Annotated in this window: 25 protein-coding genes and 1 other RNA gene; 24 read left to right on the top strand and 2 right to left on the bottom strand. The window is 63.5% G+C overall.

What is annotated here, in order from left to right; all coding sequences use genetic code 11:
- Positions 1–92 precede the first annotated feature (92 nt).
- From prfB to A5624_RS28125, 12 genes are all read left to right on the top strand, one after another.
- Complete coding sequence (gene prfB / locus A5624_RS09680; RefSeq protein WP_066865179.1) at positions 93–1,205, top strand: peptide chain release factor 2; 1,113 nt, start codon at positions 93–95, stop codon at positions 1,203–1,205.
- The gene (locus A5624_RS09675) at positions 1,195–2,181 is read left to right on the top strand and encodes a mechanosensitive ion channel family protein (protein WP_231997745.1); all 987 of its coding nucleotides are present in this window, start codon (positions 1,195–1,197) and stop codon (positions 2,179–2,181) included. Before prfB ends, A5624_RS09675 begins: the two co-directional genes overlap by 11 nt.
- Positions 2,178–2,675 carry a hypothetical protein gene (locus A5624_RS09670; protein WP_066865173.1) on the top strand — a complete coding sequence of 166 codons (498 nt, stop codon included), beginning with the start codon at positions 2,178–2,180 and terminating at the stop codon, positions 2,673–2,675. The genes A5624_RS09675 and A5624_RS09670 overlap by 4 nt, the downstream gene beginning before the upstream one ends.
- A 43-nt stretch (positions 2,676–2,718) precedes the next feature.
- Positions 2,719–3,408 carry a cell division ATP-binding protein FtsE gene (gene ftsE, locus A5624_RS09665; protein ID WP_066865258.1) on the top strand — a complete coding sequence of 230 codons (690 nt, stop codon included), beginning with the start codon at positions 2,719–2,721 and terminating at the stop codon, positions 3,406–3,408.
- The gene (gene ftsX, locus A5624_RS09660; protein ID WP_066865170.1) at positions 3,409–4,302 is read left to right on the top strand and encodes a permease-like cell division protein FtsX; all 894 of its coding nucleotides are present in this window, start codon (positions 3,409–3,411) and stop codon (positions 4,300–4,302) included. It begins immediately after the preceding gene.
- A gap of 2 nt (positions 4,303–4,304) precedes the next feature.
- The gene (smpB, locus tag A5624_RS09655; RefSeq protein WP_065052255.1) at positions 4,305–4,814 is read left to right on the top strand and encodes an SsrA-binding protein SmpB; all 510 of its coding nucleotides are present in this window, start codon (positions 4,305–4,307) and stop codon (positions 4,812–4,814) included.
- Positions 4,811–5,653 (top strand): DMT family transporter, encoded by an 843-nt coding sequence (locus tag A5624_RS09650; protein WP_156748963.1) that lies wholly within the window; start codon positions 4,811–4,813, stop codon positions 5,651–5,653. Before smpB ends, A5624_RS09650 begins: the two co-directional genes overlap by 4 nt.
- A gap of 58 nt (positions 5,654–5,711) precedes the next feature.
- Positions 5,712–6,959, top strand: coding sequence for an AAA family ATPase (locus tag A5624_RS09645; RefSeq protein WP_369806902.1), 1,248 nt, complete (start codon positions 5,712–5,714; stop codon positions 6,957–6,959).
- A 6-nt stretch (positions 6,960–6,965) separates the two neighbouring features.
- Entirely contained in the window at positions 6,966–8,003 is a 1,038-nt protein-coding gene (locus A5624_RS09640; RefSeq protein WP_066865161.1) for a tetratricopeptide repeat protein, read from the top strand.
- A gap of 18 nt (positions 8,004–8,021) precedes the next feature.
- Positions 8,022–8,867, top strand: a complete 846-nt coding sequence (locus tag A5624_RS09635; RefSeq protein WP_066865158.1) for a maleylpyruvate isomerase family mycothiol-dependent enzyme — start codon at positions 8,022–8,024, stop codon at positions 8,865–8,867.
- 88 nt (positions 8,868–8,955) lie between these two features.
- Positions 8,956–9,323, top strand: a transfer-messenger RNA (tmRNA) gene (ssrA, locus tag A5624_RS09630).
- 376 nt (positions 9,324–9,699) lie between these two features.
- Positions 9,700–10,014 (top strand): hypothetical protein, encoded by a 315-nt coding sequence (locus tag A5624_RS28125; RefSeq protein ID WP_066865155.1) that lies wholly within the window; start codon positions 9,700–9,702, stop codon positions 10,012–10,014.
- 277 nt (positions 10,015–10,291) lie between these two features.
- On the opposite strand, the gene A5624_RS29470 is transcribed toward A5624_RS28125, so the two are convergent.
- Complete coding sequence (locus A5624_RS29470) at positions 10,292–10,603, bottom strand: antibiotic biosynthesis monooxygenase (RefSeq protein ID WP_082984604.1); 312 nt, start codon at positions 10,601–10,603, stop codon at positions 10,292–10,294.
- 582 nt (positions 10,604–11,185) lie between these two features.
- Between A5624_RS29470 and A5624_RS09620 the strand changes: the two genes are divergently transcribed.
- The 5 genes from A5624_RS09620 to ctaD all read left to right on the top strand — a co-directional run bounded on the left by A5624_RS09620 (position 11,186) and on the right by ctaD (position 16,054).
- Complete coding sequence (locus A5624_RS09620; RefSeq protein ID WP_066865148.1) at positions 11,186–11,956, top strand: SDR family NAD(P)-dependent oxidoreductase; 771 nt, start codon at positions 11,186–11,188, stop codon at positions 11,954–11,956.
- 68 nt (positions 11,957–12,024) lie between these two features.
- On the top strand, positions 12,025–12,513 hold the full coding sequence (msrB, locus tag A5624_RS09615; protein ID WP_066865146.1) for a peptide-methionine (R)-S-oxide reductase MsrB: 489 nt from the start codon (positions 12,025–12,027) through the stop codon (positions 12,511–12,513).
- Complete coding sequence (msrA, locus tag A5624_RS09610; protein WP_066865143.1) at positions 12,510–13,058, top strand: peptide-methionine (S)-S-oxide reductase MsrA; 549 nt, start codon at positions 12,510–12,512, stop codon at positions 13,056–13,058. Before msrB ends, msrA begins: the two co-directional genes overlap by 4 nt.
- Positions 13,059–13,213: 155 nt before the next feature.
- Entirely contained in the window at positions 13,214–14,302 is a 1,089-nt protein-coding gene (tal, locus tag A5624_RS09605; protein WP_066865140.1) for a transaldolase, read from the top strand.
- A 45-nt stretch (positions 14,303–14,347) separates the two neighbouring features.
- Positions 14,348–16,054, top strand: coding sequence for a cytochrome c oxidase subunit I (ctaD, locus tag A5624_RS09600; protein ID WP_066865134.1), 1,707 nt, complete (start codon positions 14,348–14,350; stop codon positions 16,052–16,054).
- Between the two features lie 281 nt (positions 16,055–16,335).
- Here the strand turns inward: ctaD and A5624_RS09590 are convergent, their stop codons facing one another.
- A complete protein-coding gene (locus A5624_RS09590; protein ID WP_082984603.1) occupies positions 16,336–17,031 on the bottom strand; it encodes a sigma-70 family RNA polymerase sigma factor in 696 nt (231 codons plus the stop codon).
- A 490-nt stretch (positions 17,032–17,521) separates the two neighbouring features.
- Here A5624_RS09590 and A5624_RS09585 point away from each other — a divergent pair, with 490 nt between their 5' ends.
- From A5624_RS09585 to A5624_RS09555, 7 genes are all read left to right on the top strand, one after another.
- The gene (locus tag A5624_RS09585) at positions 17,522–18,937 is read left to right on the top strand and encodes an NAD(P)H-quinone dehydrogenase (RefSeq protein ID WP_066865131.1); all 1,416 of its coding nucleotides are present in this window, start codon (positions 17,522–17,524) and stop codon (positions 18,935–18,937) included.
- A gap of 247 nt (positions 18,938–19,184) precedes the next feature.
- Positions 19,185–20,600, top strand: coding sequence for an NAD(P)/FAD-dependent oxidoreductase (locus tag A5624_RS09580; RefSeq protein WP_066865128.1), 1,416 nt, complete (start codon positions 19,185–19,187; stop codon positions 20,598–20,600).
- A 23-nt stretch (positions 20,601–20,623) separates the two neighbouring features.
- Positions 20,624–21,223 carry a sulfite oxidase-like oxidoreductase gene (locus A5624_RS09575; RefSeq protein ID WP_066865125.1) on the top strand — a complete coding sequence of 200 codons (600 nt, stop codon included), beginning with the start codon at positions 20,624–20,626 and terminating at the stop codon, positions 21,221–21,223.
- A gap of 13 nt (positions 21,224–21,236) precedes the next feature.
- A complete protein-coding gene (locus A5624_RS09570; RefSeq protein ID WP_066865121.1) occupies positions 21,237–21,965 on the top strand; it encodes a ferredoxin reductase in 729 nt (242 codons plus the stop codon).
- Between the two features lie 14 nt (positions 21,966–21,979).
- The gene (locus A5624_RS09565) at positions 21,980–22,255 is read left to right on the top strand and encodes a DUF6510 family protein (protein ID WP_066865118.1); all 276 of its coding nucleotides are present in this window, start codon (positions 21,980–21,982) and stop codon (positions 22,253–22,255) included.
- On the top strand, positions 22,255–22,905 hold the full coding sequence (locus A5624_RS09560) for an RraA family protein (protein WP_066865115.1): 651 nt from the start codon (positions 22,255–22,257) through the stop codon (positions 22,903–22,905). Before A5624_RS09565 ends, A5624_RS09560 begins: the two co-directional genes overlap by 1 nt.
- 78 nt (positions 22,906–22,983) lie before the next feature.
- Entirely contained in the window at positions 22,984–23,412 is a 429-nt protein-coding gene (locus tag A5624_RS09555) for a Rid family hydrolase (protein WP_066865112.1), read from the top strand.
- The last annotated feature ends 65 nt before the right edge of the window (positions 23,413–23,477 follow it).

Raw genomic sequence — 23,477 nt, 5'->3', positions numbered from 1 at the left:
TGACTCGATGCTAAACGCATGACCGCTGGTCGTGGCCTGGACACTCGCTGCGAGCTCAGCCGCGTGGGAGGCCCCGGGTAACGTGGTCGGCTGTGGAACCCGACCGTCAAGCCGATATCGCCGCACTCGATGCCACCCTGACCACGGTGGAGCGGGTGCTCGATGTGGACGGTCTGCGCAAGCGCATCGAGAAGCTCGAGCACGAGGCCTCCGATCCCCAGTTGTGGGATGACCAAGCTCGGGCCCAGCGGGTGACCAGTGAGTTGTCCCACGCCCAGGGCGAGCTGCGCAGGGTCGAGGAGCTGCGCGGACGGCTGGACGATCTGCCGGTGCTCTACGAGCTGGCGGCCGAGGAGGGGGAAGGTGCGGCCGACGCGCTGGCGGAGGCCGACGCCGAGCTGAAAGCGCTGCGCGCAGACATCGAAGCCACCGAGGTGCGCACCCTGCTGTCGGGGGAGTACGACGAACGCGAGGCGCTGGTCACCATTCGTTCCGGCGCGGGCGGCGTGGACGCCGCCGACTGGGCCGAGATGCTGATGCGGATGTACATCCGGTGGGCCGAGCAGCACAAGTATCCCGTCGAGGTGTTCGACACGTCCTACGCCGAAGAGGCCGGCATCAAGAGCGCGACGTTCGCCGTGCACGCGCCGTTCGCCTACGGCACGCTGTCCGTGGAGCAGGGCACCCACCGGCTGGTGCGCATCAGCCCGTTTGACAACCAGAGCCGGCGTCAGACATCGTTCGCCGAAGTCGAGGTGCTCCCGGTGGTGGAGACCACGGACCACATCGACATTCCGGAAGGCGATGTGCGCGTTGACGTTTACCGCTCGAGCGGCCCGGGAGGCCAATCGGTGAACACCACCGACTCTGCGGTACGTTTAACCCATATCCCGACGGGTATCGTCGTGACTTGCCAGAACGAAAAGTCGCAGTTGCAGAACAAGATCTCGGCGATGCGAGTGCTTCAGGCAAAGTTGTTGGAACGCAAGCGATCCGAAGAACGCGCTGAACTAGACGCGTTAAAAGGCGAAGGTGGCAGTTCGTGGGGCAATCAGATGCGCTCCTACGTTCTGCAGCCCTATCAGATGGTCAAGGACCTGCGAACCGAGTACGAGGTTGGCAACCCTGCGGCCGTCCTGGATGGAGACATCGACGGATTCCTGGAAGCGGGAATCCGTTGGCGCAACCGAAAAGATGACGAATAACACAAGCATTCTCGCCGCATCGATGACGCACCGCTGGCATGACTTTTGGCGGGGCGAAGTCGGTGAATGGATCATCGCCAGGGGTCTGCGCATCGTCATGGTGCTGATCGCGGCAGTGTTGGCGGCCCGTTTCGTCAACTGGGTCGCACAGCAGGTGACCCGCCAGCTCAACTTGGGCTTCGTCGAAAGCGACGCGCTGGTGCGATCGGAGGCCTCGAAACACCGCCAGGCCGTGGCGTCGGTGATCTCGTGGGTGTCGGTCGTCATCATCGGCATCTGGGTCATGATGCAGCTCGCCGAGATACTGCAGTTCTCGATCGGGGGGCTGGTGGCGCCGGCCACCGTGGTCGGCGCCGCGCTGGGTTTCGGCGCGCAGCAGTTGGTCAGGGACCTGCTGTCCGGCTTCTTCATCCTGGTGGAGCGCCAGTACGGCTTCGGAGACCTGGTGACCATCACCGTCGTGTCCGCGACGGACGCGACCGGCACGGTCGAGAACGTGACGCTGCGGGTCACCCGGCTGCGCTCACCCGATGGCGAAGTGTTGACCATCCCCAATGGGCAGATCGTCAAGGTGGTCAACCTGTCCAAGGACTGGGCACGCGCGGTGGTGGACATCCCGGTGTCGACCAACGCCGACCTCAACCGGGTCAACGAGGTCTTGCATCAGGAATGCGACCGCGCGATGGACAACCCCGTGCTGGGCCAGTTGCTGCTGGATGCACCCACGGTGATGGGTGTGGAGAGCATCGAAGTCGACACGGTCACCCTGCGTATGGTGGCCCGCACGCTGCCCGGCAAGCAGTTCGAGGTCGGCCGGCAGCTGCGCGTCCTGGTCATCCGGGCGCTGGCCCGCGTCGGGATCGTGACCGCGGCGGATGCGACGGTCGGCCTGGTCGAAGACCCCTCGGTGCCGGCCGCCCAGGCCGCCGAACAGCAAACCGACGATGAAGTCCAAGGTGCGGTGCAGAAGCGTTGAAGTTCACCCTGAACATCCTCGAGAAGCGCGGCGACGGCGACGACAAGGATGCGGAGCATCGCTGGCCCAATTACGTGTTCGGCGGGCGGATGCGCACGTCGACGCTCGTACTGATCATCGCTTTCTTCCTGGCGTGGTGGGTCTACGACACCTACCGCCCGGAGCCGGCACCCAAGCCGCCGGCCCAGCAAGTGGTGCCGCCGGGTTTCGTGCCCGATCCCAACTACACCTGGGTGCCCCGTAGCCGGGTGCAGGCGCCCCCGGCGACCGTCACCTACACGCCGACGTCGACGAGTACGCCGGCACCACCCCCGCCACCGCCGCCGCCGGTGACGACGACCACGACCACGACGCCGCCGTTCCAGCTGCCGCAGCTGCCGTGCATCCTGCCGGCGCCGTTCTGCCCGCCCAGCTCAAGCCCGGCCACACCGACGCCGCAGCAACCGCAACCGGGGCCCGGCCCGGTGCCGAGTTCGCCGCCGCCGGCCAGTTGACTTCGCTTGCCAGCGAAATTCACCGCTACACTGGCGTGCCGTGATGATCACCCTGGACCATGTCAGCAAGAAGTACAAAGCGTCGGCCCGTCCGGCGCTGGAGGACGTCAACGTCAAGATCGACAAGGGTGAATTCGTCTTCCTGATCGGCCCGTCGGGCTCGGGCAAGTCGACGTTCATGCGGCTGCTGCTCGGCGCCGAGAACCCGACCAGCGGCGACGTCCGGGTGTCGAAGTTCCACGTCAACAAGCTGCGCGGTCGGCACGTCCCGAAGCTGCGCCAGGTCATCGGCTGCGTTTTTCAGGACTTCCGCCTGTTGCAGCAAAAAACGGTGTACGAGAACGTCGCGTTCGCGTTGGAAGTGATCGGCAAACGACCCGACGCGATCAATCGGGTGGTGCCCGACGTGCTGGAAACCGTCGGCCTGTCCGGCAAAGCCAATCGGTTGCCCCACGAGTTGTCCGGTGGTGAGCAGCAGCGGGTGGCGATCGCCCGCGCGTTCGTCAACCGGCCGCTGGTCCTGCTGGCGGACGAGCCGACGGGCAACCTCGACCCTGACACCAGTAAGGACATCATGGATTTGTTGGAGCGGATCAACCGCACGGGGACGACGGTGCTGATGGCAACGCACGACCACCACATCGTCGACTCGATGCGCCAGCGCGTCGTCGAATTGTCGCTGGGCAGGCTGGTTCGTGACGAGCAGCGCGGCATCTACGGGATGGACCGCTAAGTGCGCTTCGGTTTCCTACTCAACGAGGTTCTGACCGGACTTCGCCGCAACGTCACCATGACGGCCGCGATGATCCTGACGACCGCGATCTCCATCGGCCTGTTCGGCGGCGGTCTGCTGGTGGTCCGGCTGGCCGACAACTCACGCGAGATCTATCTCGACCGCGTCGAGACGCAGGTGTTTCTGACCGACGACATCTCGGCCAACGACACCACGTGTACGTCCGCGCCGTGTAAAGGGTTGCGCGAGAAGATCGATGCACGCCAAGACGTCAAATCGGTGCGCTTCGTCAATCGCCAGGATGCCTACAACGACGCCATCAAGAAGTTCCCGGAGTTCAAGGACGTGGCGGGCAAGGACTCGTTTCCCGCGTCGTTCATCGTCAAGCTGAACAACCCCGAACAGCACGCGGAGTTCGATGCCGCGATGCAGGGCCAGCCCGGGGTGCGCAGCATCCTCAACGAGAAGGACCTCATCGACCGCCTGTTCGCCGTGTTGGACGGCCTGCGCGATGCCGCGTTCGCCGTCGCGCTGGTGCAGGCGGTCGGAGCGATCCTGTTGATCGCCAACATGGTGCAGGTCGCCGCGTACACCCGGCGCACCGAGATCGGAATCATGCGGCTGGTCGGTGCCAGCCGCTGGTACACCCAGCTGCCTTTTCTGGTGGAAGCGATGCTGGCCGCGTCCATCGGTGTCGCCATCGCCGTGCTCGGTCTCATGTTGGTCCGTGCATTGTTCCTGGACAACGCGCTGAGCCAGTTCTACCAAGCTCATCTGATCGCCAAGGTCGACTACGCCGACATCCTCTATATCTCGCCGTGGTTGTTCCTGCTCGGCGTGTCGATGGCGGCGGTGACGGCGTACGCGACCTTGCGCCTCTATATACGGCGGTAGCTGTGGCCAAGGGTTCCGGCCGAGCCAAGGCGGCGGGCGGCAAAGGTGGTAGCAAACAGGTTATCGCCACCAATCGCAAAGCGCGACATAACTATTCGATCATCGAGTTGTTCGAGGCCGGGGTGTCTTTGCAAGGCACCGAGGTGAAAAGCCTTCGGCTGGGCCAAGCATCGTTAGCTGACGCGTTCGCAACGATCGACGACGGCGAAGTTTGGTTGCGTAACTTGTACATTCCCGAGTATCAGCACGGTAGCTGGACCAATCATGAACCGCGTCGCAACCGAAAGTTGTTGTTACATAGGCAACAAATCGACAGACTGGTGGGCAAGATACGAGATGGTAACCTCGCCTTGATGCCGCTGTCGCTGTATTTCTCTGAGGGCAAGGTCAAAGTCGAGCTGGCCCTCGCGCGCGGTAAAAGGGCTTATGACAAGCGCCAGGACATGGCGCAACGTGATGCACAGCGTGAGGTGGTCCGTGAAATGGGACGTCGAGCAAAGGGCATGACCTGATCGGGGCGGCTTACGCCCAGCTGTCGGCCGTCACCTACGGCGTCAGCGATTTCGTGGGCGGCGTGGCAGCGCGGCGAGTGGCCGCGCTGCGCGTCATGCTGGTCGCCTACCCGATCGAGACGCTGTTGCTGGGCGTGCTGGCCGTGTTCGTCGGCGGGCCTGTTCACCTCGGTGCCGTCGTGTGGGGATGCCTCTACGGCATCGGCATGGCGTTCGGCATGTGGGCGTTCTTCGCGGCGCTGGGCTCCGGCCCGATTTCGGTGGTCTCGCCGTTGGCGGCGGTGCTCAATGCCGCGGTGCCGGTAGCGGTGGGCATGGCGTTGGGGGAGCGGCCCGGGCAGGCGGCCCTGGTGGGCGTCGTCCTGGCGCTGGCCGCGGTGATGCTCGTCAGCCGCGAGGCTCCCGTGGAGGGAACGCCATACCGGTTCACTCCAAAAGTGGCCTGGCTCACAGTGGTTGCGGGTTCGGCGATGGGGCTGAACCTGGTGTTCCTGCACCAGGCGCCGCACGTGTGCAAGCTGTGGCCGCTGGTGTTCGCCCGCGTGGCGGCCAGCCTGGTCGTGTTCGCCATGGCCAAAACCAGCCAGAACCTGGCGATGCCGCGCGGCCGCCCGCTCAAGCTGGCCGTGGCCGTCGCCGTGCTGGACATCTTCGCCAACATCACCATGCTGGCCGCGCTGCACACCTGGCTGCTGTCGTTAGCCAGCATCCTGATTTCGCTGTATCCGGCCGCGACGGTCGTGCTGGCGATGGTGGTACTGCGCGAGCGGGTGACCCGCTTGCAGGGGATCGGCATGGTGCTCGCCATGGGATCGGTGGCGATGATCGCCTCGGCCTGACGGTTGTGCCGCCGCCTAATATTGGGCAGTTGGCACGTATCACGACCGGGAGATGGCGTTGGGTGCGTTTGAGACCGAAGATCCCGTCATTCGATCGCTGTCGGACGCGGTGGACAAAAGCCCCGACGTGATCGAGCTGCGGTTGCATCTGGCCGGCCTGCTGGCGGACAAAGGCCGCTACGCCGAGGCACTGGGCCATTGCAGCACGGTGTTGACGCAGGACGCCGGCAATGTCAACGCGCTGAGCCTGTTGCAACGGTGCAGCGCCGCGCTGGCGGCGCCGCCGGCCGAAGCGTCCGCACCGGTTGCAAATCAGCCTGCTGGAAACGAAAGCTTCGACTGGTCGAGCGCCGAACAGGAAGTCGCCGACATCATCGAGCCCGCCTTCGTCGAGCAACCCCCTGACGCGGTCAACGAAGACGACTTCGACGTAGTGCAGCGCGTTCGTGTCCGGTTGGATGATGTCGCGGGCATGGATGAAGTCAAACGACAGCTGGACCTGTCGTTGCTCGGCCCGATCCGCAATCCCGAGCTGATGAAGGCGTTCAAGGTGTCCGCGCGCGGCGGGTTGTTGCTGTACGGACCACCGGGTTGCGGCAAGACATTCATCGCCAAAGCCGTCTCGGGTGAGTTGGGGGCGAACTTCTACCAGGTGGGCATCGCCGACGTCCTGCACCAGTGGTTCGGCAACAGCGAACGCAGCATCCGCGCCGTCTTCGACACGGCCCGGCGCAACGCGCCCTGCGTGTTGTTCTTCGACGAAGTTGATGCGTTGGGACACCGGCGCTCCGCGCTGAGCGGCAGCTCGGGTTTGCGGCCCGTGGTCAACACCTTGCTCGAGGAGATGGATTCGGCCAGCTCCGTCAACGACGGTGTCTATGTGCTGGGCGCCACCAACGCACCATGGGACGTCGATCCCGCGCTACGCCGCCCCGGCCGATTCGACCGGATGATCTTTGTCGGCTTGCCCGACACCGGGGCCAGGGCCGGGATCGTGCGGTCGCATCTGCAAGACCGGCCCGTCGCGGGCATAGACCTCAAGTCGATCGCCAACCGCACCGATGGCTTTTCTGGCGCCGACCTGGCCTACGTGTGCGAGACCGCAACCCAGTTGGCCATGGCGGATTCGATGCGCAGCGGTCAGGTCCGTCCGGTCACCATGGCCGACATCGACACCGCCATCGCGCAGATCCGGCCCAGCACCGGACCCTGGTTTGAGACCGCCCGCAACGTCGTCGAGTTCGCCAACGGCGACGGAACCTACGACGAACTGGCGAAGTACATGCGCCGCAAAAAGATTCGGTAATCTTCGGTGACTTCGGAGCCTGGATTAGGGCGAAACGACGAGGTCATCCGAGTCGCAGACGCCTATATCGACGCCAGAAAATACGAAAGCGCACGCGATATCCTGAGCCGGTCGCTCTCGCAAAGCCCCAACGATCCCGCCCTCCTTGCGTCCTACGCCCGCGCCGAACTCGCGCTCGGCAATTATTCGGGCGCGGCGCGCAGCGCATACGCCGCCTTGGCCGGCGCACCCGACTCCGAGTTCGCGATGCGACTGTATGCGCTGGCGCTATTCAACCTTGGAAGTCAGTATGACGGCCTGTGGATGGCTTGGCGAGCGGTCACATCACACCCGAATGAGCCTGCGCCACTGCGCCTTTACGCATTGCTATTGCAGAAGGCGTGGCAGTTGCGCTCGGCGCTGGATGTCATCGAGCGCGCGCTACGGCTGGATCCGCAAAGCGTCGACGCGCACATCCGGCGCGGTTCGATTCTGCATGCCATGGGCCGACGGGATGAGTCCGAGGTTTCGTATCGAGCGGCGCTGCAGCTGGATCCCGCGAACGCCGAGGCCCTCAACGATTTGGCGGTTCACCGACTGGGGCGCTTCAAGTTTGGACGCGCCCTTCAGGGGTTTCTCGGTGCCGCCGGAAGCGATCCTGGCTACGGGGCGTTGAGTCGGCGCAATATCGGGGTCGTTCTCCGAAAGGTGCTCACCCTCGTGACCGTTGGCGCGGGGCTGTTGAGCGTGTGCCTCGCTATCACCGCCGGGGCCTACGACGAGGGCCATCCGACCGCGTTGGCGCGCGTCGGTGTCGGCCTGCTCAGCGGGGTTTTGATCGCCGTGTTGTGGTGGCTGCTTCGCGCGATCCCGCGCCGGGTGTTCGTTGCCGTCCTGCGCGAGCAGCACTTCTTCGCACTTCGTCTCGCCCATGCGGGAATGGCCGTCATCGCCGGGGCATGGGTCACGTTTTGTCCGTGGCCCGCCGGGTGGATCGCGGTCGGCGGGCTGCTGGCAGTCAGTGCCCTTGTCATTATCCGAATCGGTCTCTTCATCGGAAAGTAAGCGGCCTACGATCCGACCATGGCCGATCGCCCCGTCACCAAGCTCGACAAGTCCACCGTGCTCACCGGTCTCTTCGCGGTGTGGGACGCCATCGATGCGCTGTTGGGCGGGCTCTCCGAAGCGCAATGGCGGGCGGCCAGCCCGCTGCCGGGTTGGGACGTCAAGGCCCTGGTGTCGCACATGATCGGGACCGAGTCGTTCCTTGCCGGCATCGCAGCGCCCCAGCCCGATGTCGACGTCTCCGCGTTGGAGCACGTGCGCAACGACGTCGGCGTGATGAACGAGTGCTGGGTCCGCCATCTGAGCGCGCACGCCGACGCCGATGTACTGGAAAGCTTCCGGGCGATCACCACCGACCGGCGCGAAGCGCTGACGACCATGTCCGACGACGAGTGGGACGCGGTGACGATGACTCCCACCGGCCCGGATTCCTACGGCCGGTTCATGCGAATCCGGGTGTTCGACTGCTGGATGCACGAAGAAGACATTCGCGTGGCGTTGGGGCGCCCGCCGTCCGATGACGAGCTGGCCGGCCCGGCGGCCTCGCTGGCCGTCGACGAGATCGCCGCGACGATGGGTTACGTGGTGGGAAAGCTGGCCAAGGCGCCCGAGGGCTCACGCGTCCAGTTCGACCTCACCGGCCCGCTGGCCCGCACCATCCGGGTCAGCGTGGACGGCCGGGCCGCGGTGGTCGACGACTTCGGCGGCCAACCACCGACGGCGACGATCCGCCTGGACGGGCTGCAGTTCACCAGGCTCGCCGGCGGCCGCCCGATGTGTCCCGCCCGTCCCCACGACGTCGACCTCGACGGCGACAGAGCCGTGGCCGCCCAGGTCGTGGAGCACCTCAACTTCGTGATCTGATCGCAGCGCAGCGGGGAAGATAATCCCGTTGCCGCTGGTTGATAGGCAGGTACCATGGATGTTCCTGCCGAAAGTCGGTGGGGTGCGAGGGGCTGAAAGGTTTCGACTTCGCGCATCGAATCAAGGGAAGCGTGCCGGTGCAGGCAACTGACCACCGTAAGCGTCGTTGCAAACAGATAAGCGCCGATTCACATCAGCGCGACTACGCTCTCGCTGCCTAAGCGACAGCTAGTCCGTCAGACCGGGAAAGCCCTCGACCCGGACCCTGGCGTCAGCTAGAGGGATCCACCGATGAGTCCGGTCGCGGGACTTATCGGGACACCAACAGCGACTGGGATCGTCATCCTGGCTTGTTCGCGTGACCAGGAGATCCGAGTAGAGACATAGCGAACTGCGCACGGAGAAGTCTTGAGGGAATGCCGTAGGACCCGGGTTCGATTCCCGGCAGCTCCACTACAGAATGTGCTGTTCAACGCGGGGATTCGCTACGCGCCGCAGCTAGGTCATGCGACCTCGGGTTGGGTCATGGGCCGGGTGAGCGGCTTTAATCGTCATACGCCGGCGACGCGGAGTTGTGCACGCCGGAGGCCGCATCAAGATGAGGAGCTCCCATGACCTATCGCCGCCTTGCTTTGGCGCTCGGCGCGGTGTTGGCGGCGGCCGTCATTCCGGTCCAGGCCCATGGCGAGCCGCCGACGAAGTGTCTGACCAACACTCCCAAGGGCAAGCAGGTCTACGTGCCCTGCGATCTGCTCAACGCCGGTGCCAATTTCCCGCCGGGGCAGCGTTGCCCTCCACCGATCGAGCAGTACCCGAAAGATGTGGCGGACTGGTGTGGCGAGGGTCCGGGTCTTGCGAGCACGACTCCTACGACTCCTACGACTCCGACGAGTCCGGCGACGCCTACGAGCCCGACGAGTCCCACGACTCCTACCAGTTCCACGACTCCTACGAGCCCGACGACTCCTACCAGCTCTGTGCGGCCTACGAGCTCGACGACCCCGACGAGCTCTACGACCACAACGAGTCCCACCAGCCCGGCGGCCCCGGGCAATGCACAGTAACGGCGTCCTGCATGAGGTGGTTCACCTGGGCTATACACCTCGCGCTCGGCTTCGTGAACGTCTGGTCGCGTGGCGGGTCCTGACGCCGTCAAGACCCGAAAGCGAAACCGCAGGTAATGAGCGGGGACGGGACGTAATGAATCAGAGCTTCGAAAACCAAACCCTTGGTAGAGGAATCCGCCAAACTTGCGCGATCACGCGGGCTTGACGGCGAACATGCGGAGATAACTTGGTGGGAACTCCAGTGCCTCGGATCGCGCCGGGATCTACGATGCGTCACCTGGCTCAGGTGCAGGTGTGGGACGACGCCGACGTCGCTTTCGGGTAGCAGCCCGAAATCTTCCCCCGAGTTTGGAGGGCCTAGCGACTCAGTACTCGGTAGAAGGTGGTTTGGGCCTTACCGCCCTCAGCGAATTGTGCAATTGCTTCCACGCTGACCGCGAAGTGATCGGTTTGGACGTGACGGTCGACACCGTGTTGGTTGCGGAACCGCTGGTAAAGCGTGAAATGTCCAGGCCGATCGCGATCTTCGTGCAGCCGAAATGTGTTAACGGCTCCTTCGGCCTGTGACTGAGGGATTAACCTAACAAACGCACGTCGCAGGTCGTCTCCTCTGCCAGGCAAAGCCGTGGCCTCGGTGATCAGCACTACTTCTTCGTCTGGGCCGTACATGGTTGACGCTCCTTCACCATCTTCTCAAGGGGCTTTGCGCCATAACGGGGATCGAGTGACTACCTCGCCGGCGCCGTCATTTGTGTAACGCACCGGCACCTCTGATGTGCTTCATCGCTGTGGAATTGACTGCCGGGCTGAGATATGGCCGCCGGCTTGGTGAACGACATTCGCCACCGTTTTGCTCGCCTCTTGTTCGGGGTATAGCCTACACACTCGACGATTGCGACTGCACCGAATTACCCACTGCGCGTTCATAACTCAGTGAGGAGCAGGAGGCTCCAATCGAGTGAGTGCCAGCGTGGAATTGATGTCGCAGATCCGCACCGCTCATGGCGTAATCGACACGCACACTGATAAGCCACTTTGTTTCAGCAGTTGGCCTCGGGATCCAAAACTCACCCGGGTGAAACGACGATGGGGTGATGACGGCTCATCCCGCGGTGCACCAAGCTAAAGCCAGTTCAAACGTCGACATACCGTGCGCCGGGTGTCGACGCTAACGCTACAAATCTTCTTGCCGGGCAAAGGCGGTAATGGCCCGCGGAAGCACTCGAGAATGATTAGCAGGAGGGTCTCACCATGCACTTCGATTCCAGGAAGGTCGTCGTCGTCGGAGGCAGCGCCGGTATGGGCCGGCAGGTCGCCGTTGATGTCGTGCGCCACGGCGGCAGCGCAGTGATCGTCGGCCGGTCGAAGGACCGTGTTGATGACACCGTGACCGAATTGAGCGGCGGGGGCGGCGAGGCCTGGGGTATCACTGCCGAGCTGACGGATCGCGCTGCGGTCGCCGATGTTCAGCGCGCGCTTGCTGAGCAGCACAGCGATGCGACACTGTTGGTGAACGCGGCCGGATTCTTTGTGCCCAAGGCGTTCCTGGAGTACGACGCGCTGACCTACGACTCGTACATGGAGTTGAACTATGCATTGTTCTTCCTGACGCAGTCCGTCGTTGCGGGCATGATCGCCCGCGGTGAGGGCGGCTCGATCGTCAACATCGGCAGCATGTGGGCACATCAGGCGATCGGTCTGACTCCATCGTCGGCATACTCGATGCAAAAGGCCGGGCTGCATGCGCTGACCCATAACCTGGCCATCGAGCTCGCCGAGCATAAGATTCGCGTCAACGCGGTGGCACCGGCCGTCGTCAAGACCCCGCTCTACGAGAAGTTCATCCCCAAGGACGAGATCGACGCCACGCTTGCCACATTCGCGCCGCTTCATCCGCTGGGACGAGTCGGCACTCCTGCCGACGTCGCCAACGCCGTCACGTATCTGCTGTCGGATGAGGCCAGTTGGGTAACCGGGGCGATTCTCAATGTCGACGGCGGCATCATGGCCGGACGCAATTAACGCGACAACACTACCTACCGAAATGCTAAGCGCATCCTCGTAAAGGCTGCGCGAATGAAGGAGACCAGGTGTCACATCAATACAGCAAGAACCCTGCCGCGGTCGACGCGCTCAGCCCTCAGCAATACCACGTCACCCAGGAGAGCGGCACGGAGCCTCCGTTCACCGGCGAGTACTGCGACAACCATGAGCCCGGCATCTACGTCGACATTGTCTCTGGCGAACCGCTTTTCGCCTCGGTGGACAAATTCGACAGCGGTAGTGGCTGGCCCAGCTTCACCCGGCCCATCGGCGCGGACAACCTCGTTGAGAGGCGCGACCGCAGCCACTTCATGGAACGGATCGAGGTACGGTCGGCCCACGCCGATAGCCATCTGGGGCACGTATTCCCGGACGGCCCCACCGAAGCCGGGGGGTTGCGCTACTGCATCAACTCGGCATCGCTGCGATTCATCCACCGCGATGAACTCGAAGCCCAGGGTTATGGGCAATATCTGCGTTTGTTCACGAATGATGGATCGGAGCAACACCAAAGTGTCGCCGAGCAGCAATCATGAGCAGCCACAACAAGATCGCCGTTCTCGCCGGCGGGTGCTTTTGGGGGATGGAGGATCTCTTCCGCGCGCAGCCCGGTGTGGTGTCCACCCGTGTCGGCTACACCGGCGGCAGCAACGCGCATCCCACCTACCGCAATCACCCCGGCCACGCCGAGGCGCTCGAAATCACCTACGACCCAGACGAAACCGATTACCGCGCACTGCTGGAATTCTTCTTTCAGGTTCACGACCCGACCACCAAGTACCGTCAGGGCAACGACGTCGGAAGCAGTTACCGGTCGGCAATTTTCTATCTGGACGACGAGCAAAAGCAAATCGCGGTGCAGACTATCGCCGACATCGAGAATTCGGGCCGGTGGCCCGGCGCGGTCGTCACCGAGATCAACCCGGCCGGCGAGTTTTGGGAAGCGGAACCCGAGCACCAGAACTATCTGCAACGCTACCCATCGGGCTACACCTGCCACTACATCCGTCCCGAGTGGACGTTGCCCCGCCACGGTGGCGCGAGGGCAGCGACCGCAGAACATGCCAAGCCCATTCAATAGCGACATGGGCTCGGTAATGCAGGACAAGGACCCGACAATTTCGCCTGACTGGCAGGTGCTGTTGAGCATTTACGCGCCGTTGGTGTTCTATGGCGCCGCATGTATCGCAGGACGAGTGTCACCGCGACCGGAGATCGGCGAGCGACGGTGACACGATGACTCAGAACCCGAACCTTGCGGCGCTGTCGGCAGCCGGTGTGTCGGTCTGGCTGGATGACTTGTCGCGCGACTGGCTGCAATCGGGCAAGCTGCAGCGCCTCGTTGATACCAGAAGTGTCGTCGGAGTCACGACAAACCCGTCGACCTTTGAGCGAGCACTTACCCACAGCAACCTCTACGGCGAGCAGCTCGCCGAGTTGACCGCGCGTGGCCTCGCGATGCATGCCGCGGTCCGCACGGTGATCACTGATGACGTCCGGGCGGCCTGCGATGTGCTGCGCCCGCAGTGGGAGGCCTCCGACGGTATCGATGGCAGAGTGTCCGTCGAAGTCAATCCGCTGGATGCGCACAACTCCGATCGGACACTCATGCAGGCCATCGAGTTGGCCGAAATCGTCAACCGGCCCAACGTATTTATCAAGATACCGGCTACGGCAGCGGGGCTGCCTGCAATCACGGCAGCATTGGCTAAAGGTATCTCGGTCAATGTCACGTTGATTTTTTCCGCGCAACGGCACCGTGAGGTGATGGACGCGTACCTGACCGGCATGGAGGCGGCACAGTGCGCCGGGGCTGATTTGTCCCTGATCCATTCGGTGGCTTCGCTTTTCGTGTCCCGGGTGGATACCGAGGTCGATACGCGTCTCGAGAAAATCGGCACTGCGGATGCGCTCGCGCTGCGGGGGCAAGCCGGCATCGCCAACGCGAGGGTGGCCTATGCGGCCTACCAGCAGGTCTTCGAAGCCGAGCTCCGCTACACCGCGTTGCGCGCCGCGGGTGCTCGCGTGCAGCGCCCGCTGTGGGCCTCTACCGGGGTGAAGAACGCCGCGTATCCCGACACGATGTACGTCACCGAACTCGTGGCGCCGAACACGGTAAGCACCATTCCTGCCGCGACATTGGAGGCGGTGGCCGACCACGGCGTCATCAACAGTGACACCATCACTGGCAAGGCGGCACAGGCGCAGGAAGTGTTGGACCGGCTGAGCGCGATCGGTATTGATCTACCGAACGTGTTCGCGGTGCTCGAACACGACGGGGTGGGCAAGTTCGCAGCGTCCTGGCTACGGTCGGTTCAACGCTAAACATACTGTGGTCCAGCAGCATTCACCCTTTGGGAGAGCGATCTAATGTCCGCCTCGGCGCCTGAGCTGGAAGAGCTGCTGGCCAGCCGGCCCTTCCCGGAGCGTACCGGCCCCACGGGTAGCCTGATCTACCGGCTGATCACCACGACCGATCACAAAGTGATCGGGATCATGTATGTCGTCGCATGCTTTACGTTCTTTTTCGTCGGCGGGCTCATGGCGCTGCTGATGCGCGCCGAGCTGGCCGCACCCGGTCTACAGTTTCTATCCAACGAGCAATACAACCAACTGTTCACCATGCACGGCACGGTGATGTTGCTGTTCTATGCGACCCCGATCGTCTTCGGGTTCGCTAACCTGGTGTTGCCCCTGCAGATCGGCGCCCCCGATGTCGCCTTTCCGCGGCTCAACGCATTGTCATTCTGGCTCTTTGTGTTCGGGGCACTGATCGCCCTAGCGGGCTTCATCGCCCCCGGTGGACCAGCGGCCTTTGGGTGGACCGCCTACACCCCGCTGTCAGACGCCGTCCATTCCCCGGGCCCTGGTGGTGACTTATGGATCCTCGGGCTCATTGTCGGTGGGTTGGGCACCATCCTCGGGGGAGTCAACATGATCACGACCGTGGTGTGCCTGCGCGCGCCGGGCATGACAATGTTTCGGATGCCGGTTTTCACCTGGAACATCCTGGTCACCAGCATCATGGTGCTGGTCGCCTTCCCGCTGTTGACGGCGGCGTTGTTCGGGTTGGCCGCCGACCGCCATCTTGGCGCGCACGTGTTTGACCCAGCAAACGGTGGAGTCCTGTTGTGGCAGCACATGTTCTGGTTCTTCGGCCATCCTGAGGTCTACATCATTGCGCTGCCCTTCTTCGGCATCATCACCGAAGTCATCCCTGTGTTTTCTCGTAAACCGCTGTTTGGCTACACCACCATGGTCTATGCGACCATCGCCATCGGGGCGCTGTCGATCGCGGTGTGGGCCCATCATCTCTATGCCACCGGTGCGGTGCTGCTGCCGTTCTTTTCGTTCGCGACCTACCTGATTGCGGTGCCGACCGGAATCAAATTCGTCAATTGGATCGGCACAATGTGGAAGGGTCAGTTGACCTTTGAGACCCCGATGCTTTTCGCGGTGGGCTTTCTGGTGACTTTTCTCCTCGGCGGCCTGTCGGGTGTGCTGCTGGCCAGCCCGCCAATCGACTTCCACGTCACCGACACCTACTTTGTGGTCGCCCACTTCCACTACGTGCTGTTCGGCACCATCGTGTTCGCCACATATGCCGGGGCGTATTTCTGGTTTCCCAAGATGACCGGGCGGCTACTCGATGAACGGCTGGGCAAGTTGCACTTCTGGATGACACTGATCGGGTTTCACACCACATTTCTGGTACAACACTGGCTTGGCAACAAAGGGATGCCACGCCGCTACGCCGACTATCTACCCAGCGACGGCTTCACCACGCTCAACGTTGTCTCGACGATCGGGGCACTCATCCTGGGAGCTTCTGTATTGCCGTTCGTGTGGAACGTGTTCCGCAGCTGGCGGTACGGTGAACCGGTCACCGTCGACGACCCCTGGGGCTATGGCAACTCCCTGGAGTGGGCCACCAGCAGCCCACCCCCGCGGCATAACTTCACCGAGCTGCCGCGCATCCGCTCGGAGAGGCCCGCCTTCGAACTGCACTATCCGCACATGATTGAGCGGATGCGCGGTGAGGCCCACGTGCTGCGCGCACGCGCGCACCCGAGATAACTAAGTGGGAACTGTGAGCTGCTACGGCCCTGCGACTCGTAATGTATTGCTGCTAGGCTTCTTCCAACGCCTCATCAAGTGATTGAAGGACCTTGTTGTGCTGCGCGTTGACAAGCGTGTGCCCCACCACCAACGTAGCGACGACTGGCCATTCCATCATCCCAAATGCGGCCACTGCACCGATGCCGGCATAGAAGGCCAGATGTTCCAGTCCAGGTCGAGTCAGGCTGACAGTCCAGGGTGACGGCGGGGAAACCTTGCACGTGAGTTGGAGACTTGCTTTATTCATCGCCATTGACACTTGCACGCTTCTGGGTGGCTCCGCTCGGCGCCTCGTCGATGGGCCTGGCCGCATGGTCGACTGGCGAGTCAACTAATAAATCGCGCAATTGTTTTCGTCCGCGGTTGATCCTCGAACTTACGGTCCCTTGCCGCGTGTCCGTCATGGCGGCGATCTCCTTGTAGGAGTATCCCGCGATGTCAGCAAAATACACGGCCATGCGAAACTGCTCAGGCAAGACCATCATTGCCGCCTTGAGGTAGGGGTCTGGCAGCATTTCGAGCGCCTGGTCTTCGGCCGACCGTAGCGCCCCCGAGGTACGGGGGGCGCTGGCCGCCAGCTGCCGATCGGTGATCTCATCGGTCGGATATTGTGCGGGGCGGCGCTTTTGCCTCCGATAGCTGTCAATGTAGGTGTTGATCATGATCCGCCGTAGCCACGCCTTTAGATTCGTTCCTGGCTCGAATGCCGACAGGCCGACGTACGCGTTGAGCATTGTTTCTTGCACCAGATCCTCCGCGTCCGCCTGATTGGAGGTCATCCGGAGAGCTTGCCGATAGAGGGGCCCGAGAAGCGGGATAATCGCGCTTTCGAATTGAGTGCTCCGCGGCCCATGAGTCCTGCCCTGGACGACGGTCCCGCATTTCGAGGGACGCGAGGACCAGATGCGCGTGCGTGGGGATGCAACGGCTGTCATCGCATCGTCTTCTTTCTGTGTGCATGCGCGTGCAATTGCACGCCGACGAATCCTGATCTGAGCTCGCGGGCCCGATCGAGGACGACCTCCGCTTGCCATTCCGGTGTCAGCATCCACCGCCGCGGGGTGAGTGGTCATCACCCGCCGAAGCAATTCATCCGGATGAGCGCCCGGGCCGATCCGATCCACGCATCTCGGAACCTGCTGACGTGAGGCGTTGATCACCCCGGGTGAAAAGCGACCGCGGGCGACGACAGCTCATCCCATTTGAGGCAATGCTCGAGGACGCCTACATCAGTTCAGCTGTGGTGCACAAACCTCCGATTGGGAATGGAGGCCTACCCGATGCGAACGTTCGAACGCGACGACGCCCCGACTGGTCTCGTCGGATTCGAGGAAAGCGGAGACTGCAAACGGGCGGTATCAATCGGTGTGCCGTGTCGCACGAGGAAGTCACCACCCAAATGCCATTGGGGCAGCTAGTGATGCCGTGCCGATCCGAATCGTAATCCTCGGCGGCGGTCCGGCCGGTTATGAGGCAGCATTGGTCGCCGCAGGACGGGATCCCGCCGTGGCCCAGGTGACAGTGGTCGACTCCGGCGGGGTCGGCGGTGCTGCTGTCCTCTGCGATTGCGTGCCGTCGAAAACCTTTATCGCCTCCACGGGACTGCGCGCCGAACTGCGACGGGCAACCCGCCTGGGTTTCGACATCGACATCGACGACGCCAAGATCTCTCTTCCGGAAATCCATCAGCGAGTCAAGATGCTGGCTAGCGAGCAGTCGGCCGATATCATCGAGCAGCTGCTCGACGCAGGTATAGAGCTCGTGGCGGGCAGGGGCGAACTGGTTGATCCGACTCCCGGCCTGGCACGTCACTGTGTCAAGGTGAGCGCACGCGACGGCGGCATCACGATGCACGAGGCCGATGTGGTGTTGATCGCCACTGGCGCCAGCCCCCGGATCCTGCCGTCGGCGCGTCCCGACGGCGAGCGCATCCTGACCTGGCGCCAGCTTTATCAACTGCACTCGCTGCCCGAGCACCTCGTCGTGGTGGGAAGCGGTGTGACTGGTGCCGAATTCGCTAACGCTTACACCGAACTGGGTGTGGCGGTAACGGTGGTGGCTAGCCGCGATCGGGTGTTGCCGTACGAGGACGCTGACGCTGCGTGGGTGCTGGAAGAGTCTTTCGCCGAACGCGGGGTCAAACTGGTCAAAAATGCCCGGGCACAATCGGTCACGCGCACCGACGACGGGGTGCTGGTGACAATGACCGACGGCCGCACCGTCGAGGGCAGCCACGCATTGATGACGGTCGGGTCAGTGCCTAACACCGGCGGGCTGGGCCTACAGCGCGCGGGAATCGACCTCGCGCGCGGCAATTACATTGCTGTCGACCGTGTTTCACAAACATCGGTTCCGGGCATTTACGCTGCGGGGGACTGCACCGGTGTATTGCCGTTAGCCTCGGTTGCTGCGATGCAGGGCCGGATCGCGATGTATCACGCCCTGGGTGAAGCCGTTAATCCACTCCGGCTGCGCACCGTCGCGGCAACGGTGTTCACCCATCCCGAGGTTGCGGCGGTCGGCGTCGGGCAGACCGCGATCGACAACGGCTCGGTCCAGGCTCGTGTCATCATGCTGCCGTTGAAAACCAATGCGCGAGCCAAGATGTCGGAGTTGACTCGGGGTTTCGTCAAACTATTTTGCCGGCAGGACAGCGGCGTGGTGATCGGTGGCGTGGTAGTCGCGCCGATCGCTTCGGAATTGATACTGCCGATCGCGATGGCTGTGCAAAACCGGATCACCGTCGACGATATTGCGCAGACGCTTGCGATCTATCCGTCGCTGTCCGGTTCGGTCACCGAGGCGGCCCGCCGGCTCATAGTCCGCGATGATCTGAACTGATGCACGGGCTGACTGGGCCGGCGGTTCCTTCGCAGCGTGAGCGTTATCACCCGGGTGATTCGTGCTGAGGGGTGATGACAGGCGGACCTGGGTCGGGTGATGCTCACTATCTGATCACGATGTCCGAGGTGGTCACAGCGGTCTACTGCGCCGCAGTCCAGGACGCCGGGGCGACCACGGGCACCACGACCTCGTGCGATCGACCCCCGACTCCATGTGGACCCGAATATCAAACAGGAGAAGAGATATGAACGCGGTTTCACTTCACCGTCAACCGGAGAAGGTGGAACCGGCCACCTCGGTTGTGATCGTCGGCAGCGGGTTCGCCGCTTTCGAGTGCGCGCGCGGCCTGGCAAGACGGTTAGGCAGGGCGCGCGCCTCGGATGTGAAGGTGACCATTGTTTCGCCGGTCGATTACATGCAGTACTCACCATTGCTGGCTGATGTGGCCGGTGGGCTGGTCGACCCGCGGTTTGTCTGTGTTCCGCTGGCCGGAACGCTCAAGGGGGTGCAGGCGGTCCGCGGCCGGGTCGACCACGTTGACTTCGATAGGCAGAGCCTCTCGTTCACCGATCCGGAGGGTCGGGTGGGGACGCTGTCGTGGGATCGGCTGGTCTTGACACCAGGCTCGGTGACCCGCCTGTTCGATACGCCCGGTTTGGCCACCCACGCGCACGGGCTGAAGTCGACCGCCGAGGCGCTGTATCTGCGTGATCATGTGATCGAGCAGTTGGAGCTGGCCTGCGTCGACGAAAACGAGGCGCGCGCGGCCGCGCGGCGCACGATTGTCGTTGTCGGTGCCTCGTATTCCGGTTCCGAATTGACGGCGCAGCTGCGCGCACTCGCCGATGCAGCGGCGAAGCAAATGGGCTTCGATCGGGCCTCGGTGCGGTTTGTGCTGCTGGACCTGGCCGACCACGTCATGCCCGAGGTGGGGCAGAAGCTCGGCGACGCCGCGATGCGTGTCCTGCGCTCTCGCGGAATCGATGTGCGGTTGAGCACGACCCTGAAGGAGGTTCACGCCGACCATGTCGTGCTCACCGATGATTCGCGCATCGACACTTGCACGGTAGCGTGGGTGGCCGGCGTCACCCCGTCACCGCTGATCGCCACGCTGGGCTTGGAAACAGAGTGGGGCCGGCTGAAGGTACAGGCCGACTTGCAGGTACCAGGTCACCCCGATGTGTTCGCCGGGGGAGACGCCGCCGCAGTTCCGGACCTGACCCAGCCGGGCAAGATCGCTCCGCCCACGGCCCAGCACGCGACCCGACAAGGTAAGACGTTGGCCCGTAACGTCGCCGCAAGCCTAGGGTACGGCGAGCGGAAAAACTACCGCCACAGCGACAAAGGTTTGGTCGTCGACTTGGGTCCGCGCTACGCCGTCGCCAACCCGCTAGGCGTGCACCTTTCGGGCTATCCCGCGAAGCTTATCGCCCGCGCCTACCACCTCTACGCCCTTCCCCGGCTCGTCAACCGCTGGGCGGTCGCACTCGCATATCTCACCGACGTCTTCTTCCCCCGCACGGTGTTGTCAATGGGATTCGTTTGCGGTGCCGACGCCCGTTTCACGGCCAGCGAAGTTTTCCAGCTACCAAAGGTGGCAGGGGCGGATGCCGGCACTCCTGTTTCACCCGCACATCCAACGCCGGCTTTGCTGGACTAATCAACACCACGACACGGGGCGCAATGAGTATCGTCAACAAAGGCTTTCGTGGACGCCGCGTTGAAGCGGCGCTCGAGCTGCCGCCCGGTCAACATCTGACTACGGACTTCCCTGTCCTGCAAGCAGGACCGACTCCGCGGATCGATCTCGATGACTGGCAATTCACTATTCGCGACGAGCTCGGCACCCAACACTCGTGGACCTGGACCCAGTTCAAGCTCCTGCCGAGCGAGCGGCTCGATGTGGACATTCACTGCGTCGCCACCTGGTCGAAGCTGAATACCAAGTGGCAAGGCGTTTCTCTGGACACACTTTTCGAATCGATCGACACCGCTGCCGGATTCGCACTGGTCGGTTCCTACGGCGGCTACACCACCAACCTTCCGTTGGACGACCTTCTCGGTGGGAAGGCTTGGATCGTCTACGCGTATGAGGGCGAACCGCTTACCGCAGTGCACGGCGGCCCGGCGCGGCTGCTGGTGCCGCACCTGTATTTCTGGAAGTCCGCAAAGTGGGTTAGATCCATTCAGCTACGCGACAGCGACGCACCCGGATTCTGGGAACGGTTGGGCTACCACAGCTACGGCGACCCGTGGCGAGAACAACGGTACGCCGGGGATTGACGACGGCTACGAGATGGAACCGAAGTTGCGCTGGCGGGTCGCGCGCGTAGTGGACTCCGTACCCGAGACCCAGTCCGCGCAAACGATCGGGTTGAATGTGCCGGGCTGGGGCGGCCACTTGGCCGGCCAGCACATCGATCTCAAGCTGACCGCTGAGGACGGGTACAGCGCGCAACGCAGCTACTCACTGGGCCGACCGGTCGACGGCGAGCGCATAGAACTCACCGTGCAGCGGACGGACGACGGGGAGGTCTCGCCCTACCTCATCGGGCTTGCCGCCGGCGATGAGATCGAACTTCGCGGACCCATCGGCGGCTGGTTCGTCTGGCGGCCGGACGAGGAGGCTCGGGTTCTGCTCGTCGGCGGCGGATCGGGGATCGTGCCGTTGATGGCCATGCTGCGACAGCGGGTAACGGCGGGCAGCTCCGACTTTCGGCTGGTCTATTCGGTGCGCAGTCCTGCCGATGTGTACTACGCCCAAGAGTTGGGCGAACTCGAACGCGAATGTGGCTGGCTGCAGGTCGCGCTGGTCTACACCCGCGCGGCCGCATTACAAACCGCTCGGCCGCCCGGCCGGGTCGGCCGTGCTGACCTCGCGCCGACCGGGTGGACCCCCGACCGTCGCACACGCGTCTACGTTTGCGGTCCAACGGGATTCGTTGAATCAGTAAGCGCGAAGCTGATCGAGCAGGGCTATCAGCCGTCAGCCATCCGGACCGAGCGCTTCGGACCGAGCAACTAACCCAGGAACGAGGAATGATGACCGAACCAATGCACGTCGACGGTAACGCCGCCGCCGGCGCCTTCGCGGAAGTGCTGGGATTCGATGTCACCACCGCGATGTTGACCTGCGGGAAATGTTGTCGCACCGGAGCTTTCGCTGAGAGTCACGTCTATCAGCGCGGGCCCGGCATCGTGGTGCGCTGCGCGTGCTGCGGAGACGTGCTGGCCCGGCTGGTGCAAACGCCCACCGATGTGTGGCTCGACTTCCGCGGCGCCCAGTCCTGGCGTGTCCCGATCTCCGCCCGCTGATGGAGTCCCTCCACGCGCTCGCCGGTCGCGTGCGCACCGCCGACATCGTGGACGCCATGGGGCGAGGGCACCAACATCGGTGTCATCTCCTCGACTTGGTGAGCCCGACACCCGGTCGCCGGCTGTTTGGCCCTGCCGTGACCATCTCCTATTTCCCGGCGTGCCGGGCCGCTCTCCCCGCCGAGCGCTACAACTTCAAGAGGTTGTTCTACGACGCCATCGAAGGCGGGGCCGACGGGCACGTGCTGGTCCTGGCCAGCAACGGCTATACCGATGCGTCACTGGGCGGTGGGACAAAGCTGTCGCGTGTCCAAAACCATCGGCTCGCCGGCATTCTCGCGGACGGGCGGCTGCGCGACTTCGCCGAGCTCGAACTCTACGATCTCGCCATCTATTGCCGAGGCGAAACAACGCGGTGGGGCGGCGACGTCGTCACCCCGTACGAGGCGAACCGTCCGGTCGTGGTCGCCGGGGTGGCGGTCCGTCCCGGCGACTACGTCTTCGCCGATGCCTCCGGCGCCGCTGTCATACCCGCCGGCGCCGTGCGCGCCGTACTACGCGCCGCGAACCAAGTCGCGATGGAGGACGCGGAGGCCATCGCCATCATCAGAGGCGAAACCCCAACCACTCCGGGAGGCAATGAGAACTGACGGGCCTGCCGCTAGCGCACCCAGCTTTATGTGGTCCACGACCGCGCTTCTAACAATCAACGATGAGAGGAAACCCGCATGGCAAAGGTCGAATTCTTCGACACCCCCGGATACGGCGAGATCGCCCGTACCCGCAACCGCTACAGGCAAGCCCTACGCATCGGCGATCGCATCGAGATCTCGGGCCAAGGCGGCTGGGACGCGGACTTCACCTTGACGGCCACATCCCTGGAGGACGAGATCGTCAAGGCATGCGACAACGTGGAAAAGACCCTCGCTGAGGCGGGCGCCGCCTGGCGCGACGTCGTGAACGTCCACTCCTACCACGTTCCGACCGAAGACGATTCCATTGGTAATCAACACATGTCGGTGATGGTGGACCAGTTCCGCAAGAGGTTCGGCGAAACTCTGCCGCTGTGGACCGCGCTCGGCGTCGAGGCGCTCGCCCTGCCCGGCCAGCGCGTCGAGATCGAGGTCGTCGCCATCGTTGAGTCCGGCAGCAAGTAACCGCCGGTACCAGGTCGCGAGGCGTCGCCCCGAGGCGCCGACGCCTCGGCAACCCAAACTACGTT

Source organism: Mycobacterium sp. 1482292.6 (assembly GCF_001672995.1).
In the GTDB taxonomy this organism is placed as follows: Bacteria; Actinomycetota; Actinomycetes; order Mycobacteriales; family Mycobacteriaceae; genus Mycobacterium; species Mycobacterium europaeum_A.
This window is presented reverse-complemented; position numbering and strand designations above follow the sequence as displayed.

Bases quoted from the DNA above. Each gene is read 5' to 3' on its own strand.
- A5624_RS09675 (WP_231997745.1), top strand. From the start codon at position 1,195: ATGACGAATAACACAAGCATTCTCGCCGCATCGATGACGCACCGCTGG.
- ftsE (WP_066865258.1), top strand. From the start codon at position 2,719: ATGATCACCCTGGACCATGTCAGCAAGAAGTACAAAGCGTCGGCCCGT.
- A5624_RS09635 (WP_066865158.1), top strand. From the start codon at position 8,022: ATGGCCGATCGCCCCGTCACCAAGCTCGACAAGTCCACCGTGCTCACC.
- A5624_RS29470 (WP_082984604.1), bottom strand. From the start codon at position 10,603: ATGTACGGCCCAGACGAAGAAGTAGTGCTGATCACCGAGGCCACGGCT.
- A5624_RS09620 (WP_066865148.1), top strand. From the start codon at position 11,186: ATGCACTTCGATTCCAGGAAGGTCGTCGTCGTCGGAGGCAGCGCCGGT.
- msrA (WP_066865143.1), top strand. From the start codon at position 12,510: ATGAGCAGCCACAACAAGATCGCCGTTCTCGCCGGCGGGTGCTTTTGG.
- tal (WP_066865140.1), top strand. From the start codon at position 13,214: ATGACTCAGAACCCGAACCTTGCGGCGCTGTCGGCAGCCGGTGTGTCG.
- ctaD (WP_066865134.1), top strand. From the start codon at position 14,348: ATGTCCGCCTCGGCGCCTGAGCTGGAAGAGCTGCTGGCCAGCCGGCCC.
- A5624_RS09590 (WP_082984603.1), bottom strand. From the start codon at position 17,031: ATGACAGCCGTTGCATCCCCACGCACGCGCATCTGGTCCTCGCGTCCC.
- A5624_RS09580 (WP_066865128.1), top strand. From the start codon at position 19,185: ATGAACGCGGTTTCACTTCACCGTCAACCGGAGAAGGTGGAACCGGCC.
- A5624_RS09575 (WP_066865125.1), top strand. From the start codon at position 20,624: ATGAGTATCGTCAACAAAGGCTTTCGTGGACGCCGCGTTGAAGCGGCG.
- A5624_RS09570 (WP_066865121.1), top strand. From the start codon at position 21,237: ATGGAACCGAAGTTGCGCTGGCGGGTCGCGCGCGTAGTGGACTCCGTA.
- A5624_RS09565 (WP_066865118.1), top strand. From the start codon at position 21,980: ATGATGACCGAACCAATGCACGTCGACGGTAACGCCGCCGCCGGCGCC.
- A5624_RS09560 (WP_066865115.1), top strand. From the start codon at position 22,255: ATGGAGTCCCTCCACGCGCTCGCCGGTCGCGTGCGCACCGCCGACATC.
- A5624_RS09555 (WP_066865112.1), top strand. From the start codon at position 22,984: ATGGCAAAGGTCGAATTCTTCGACACCCCCGGATACGGCGAGATCGCC.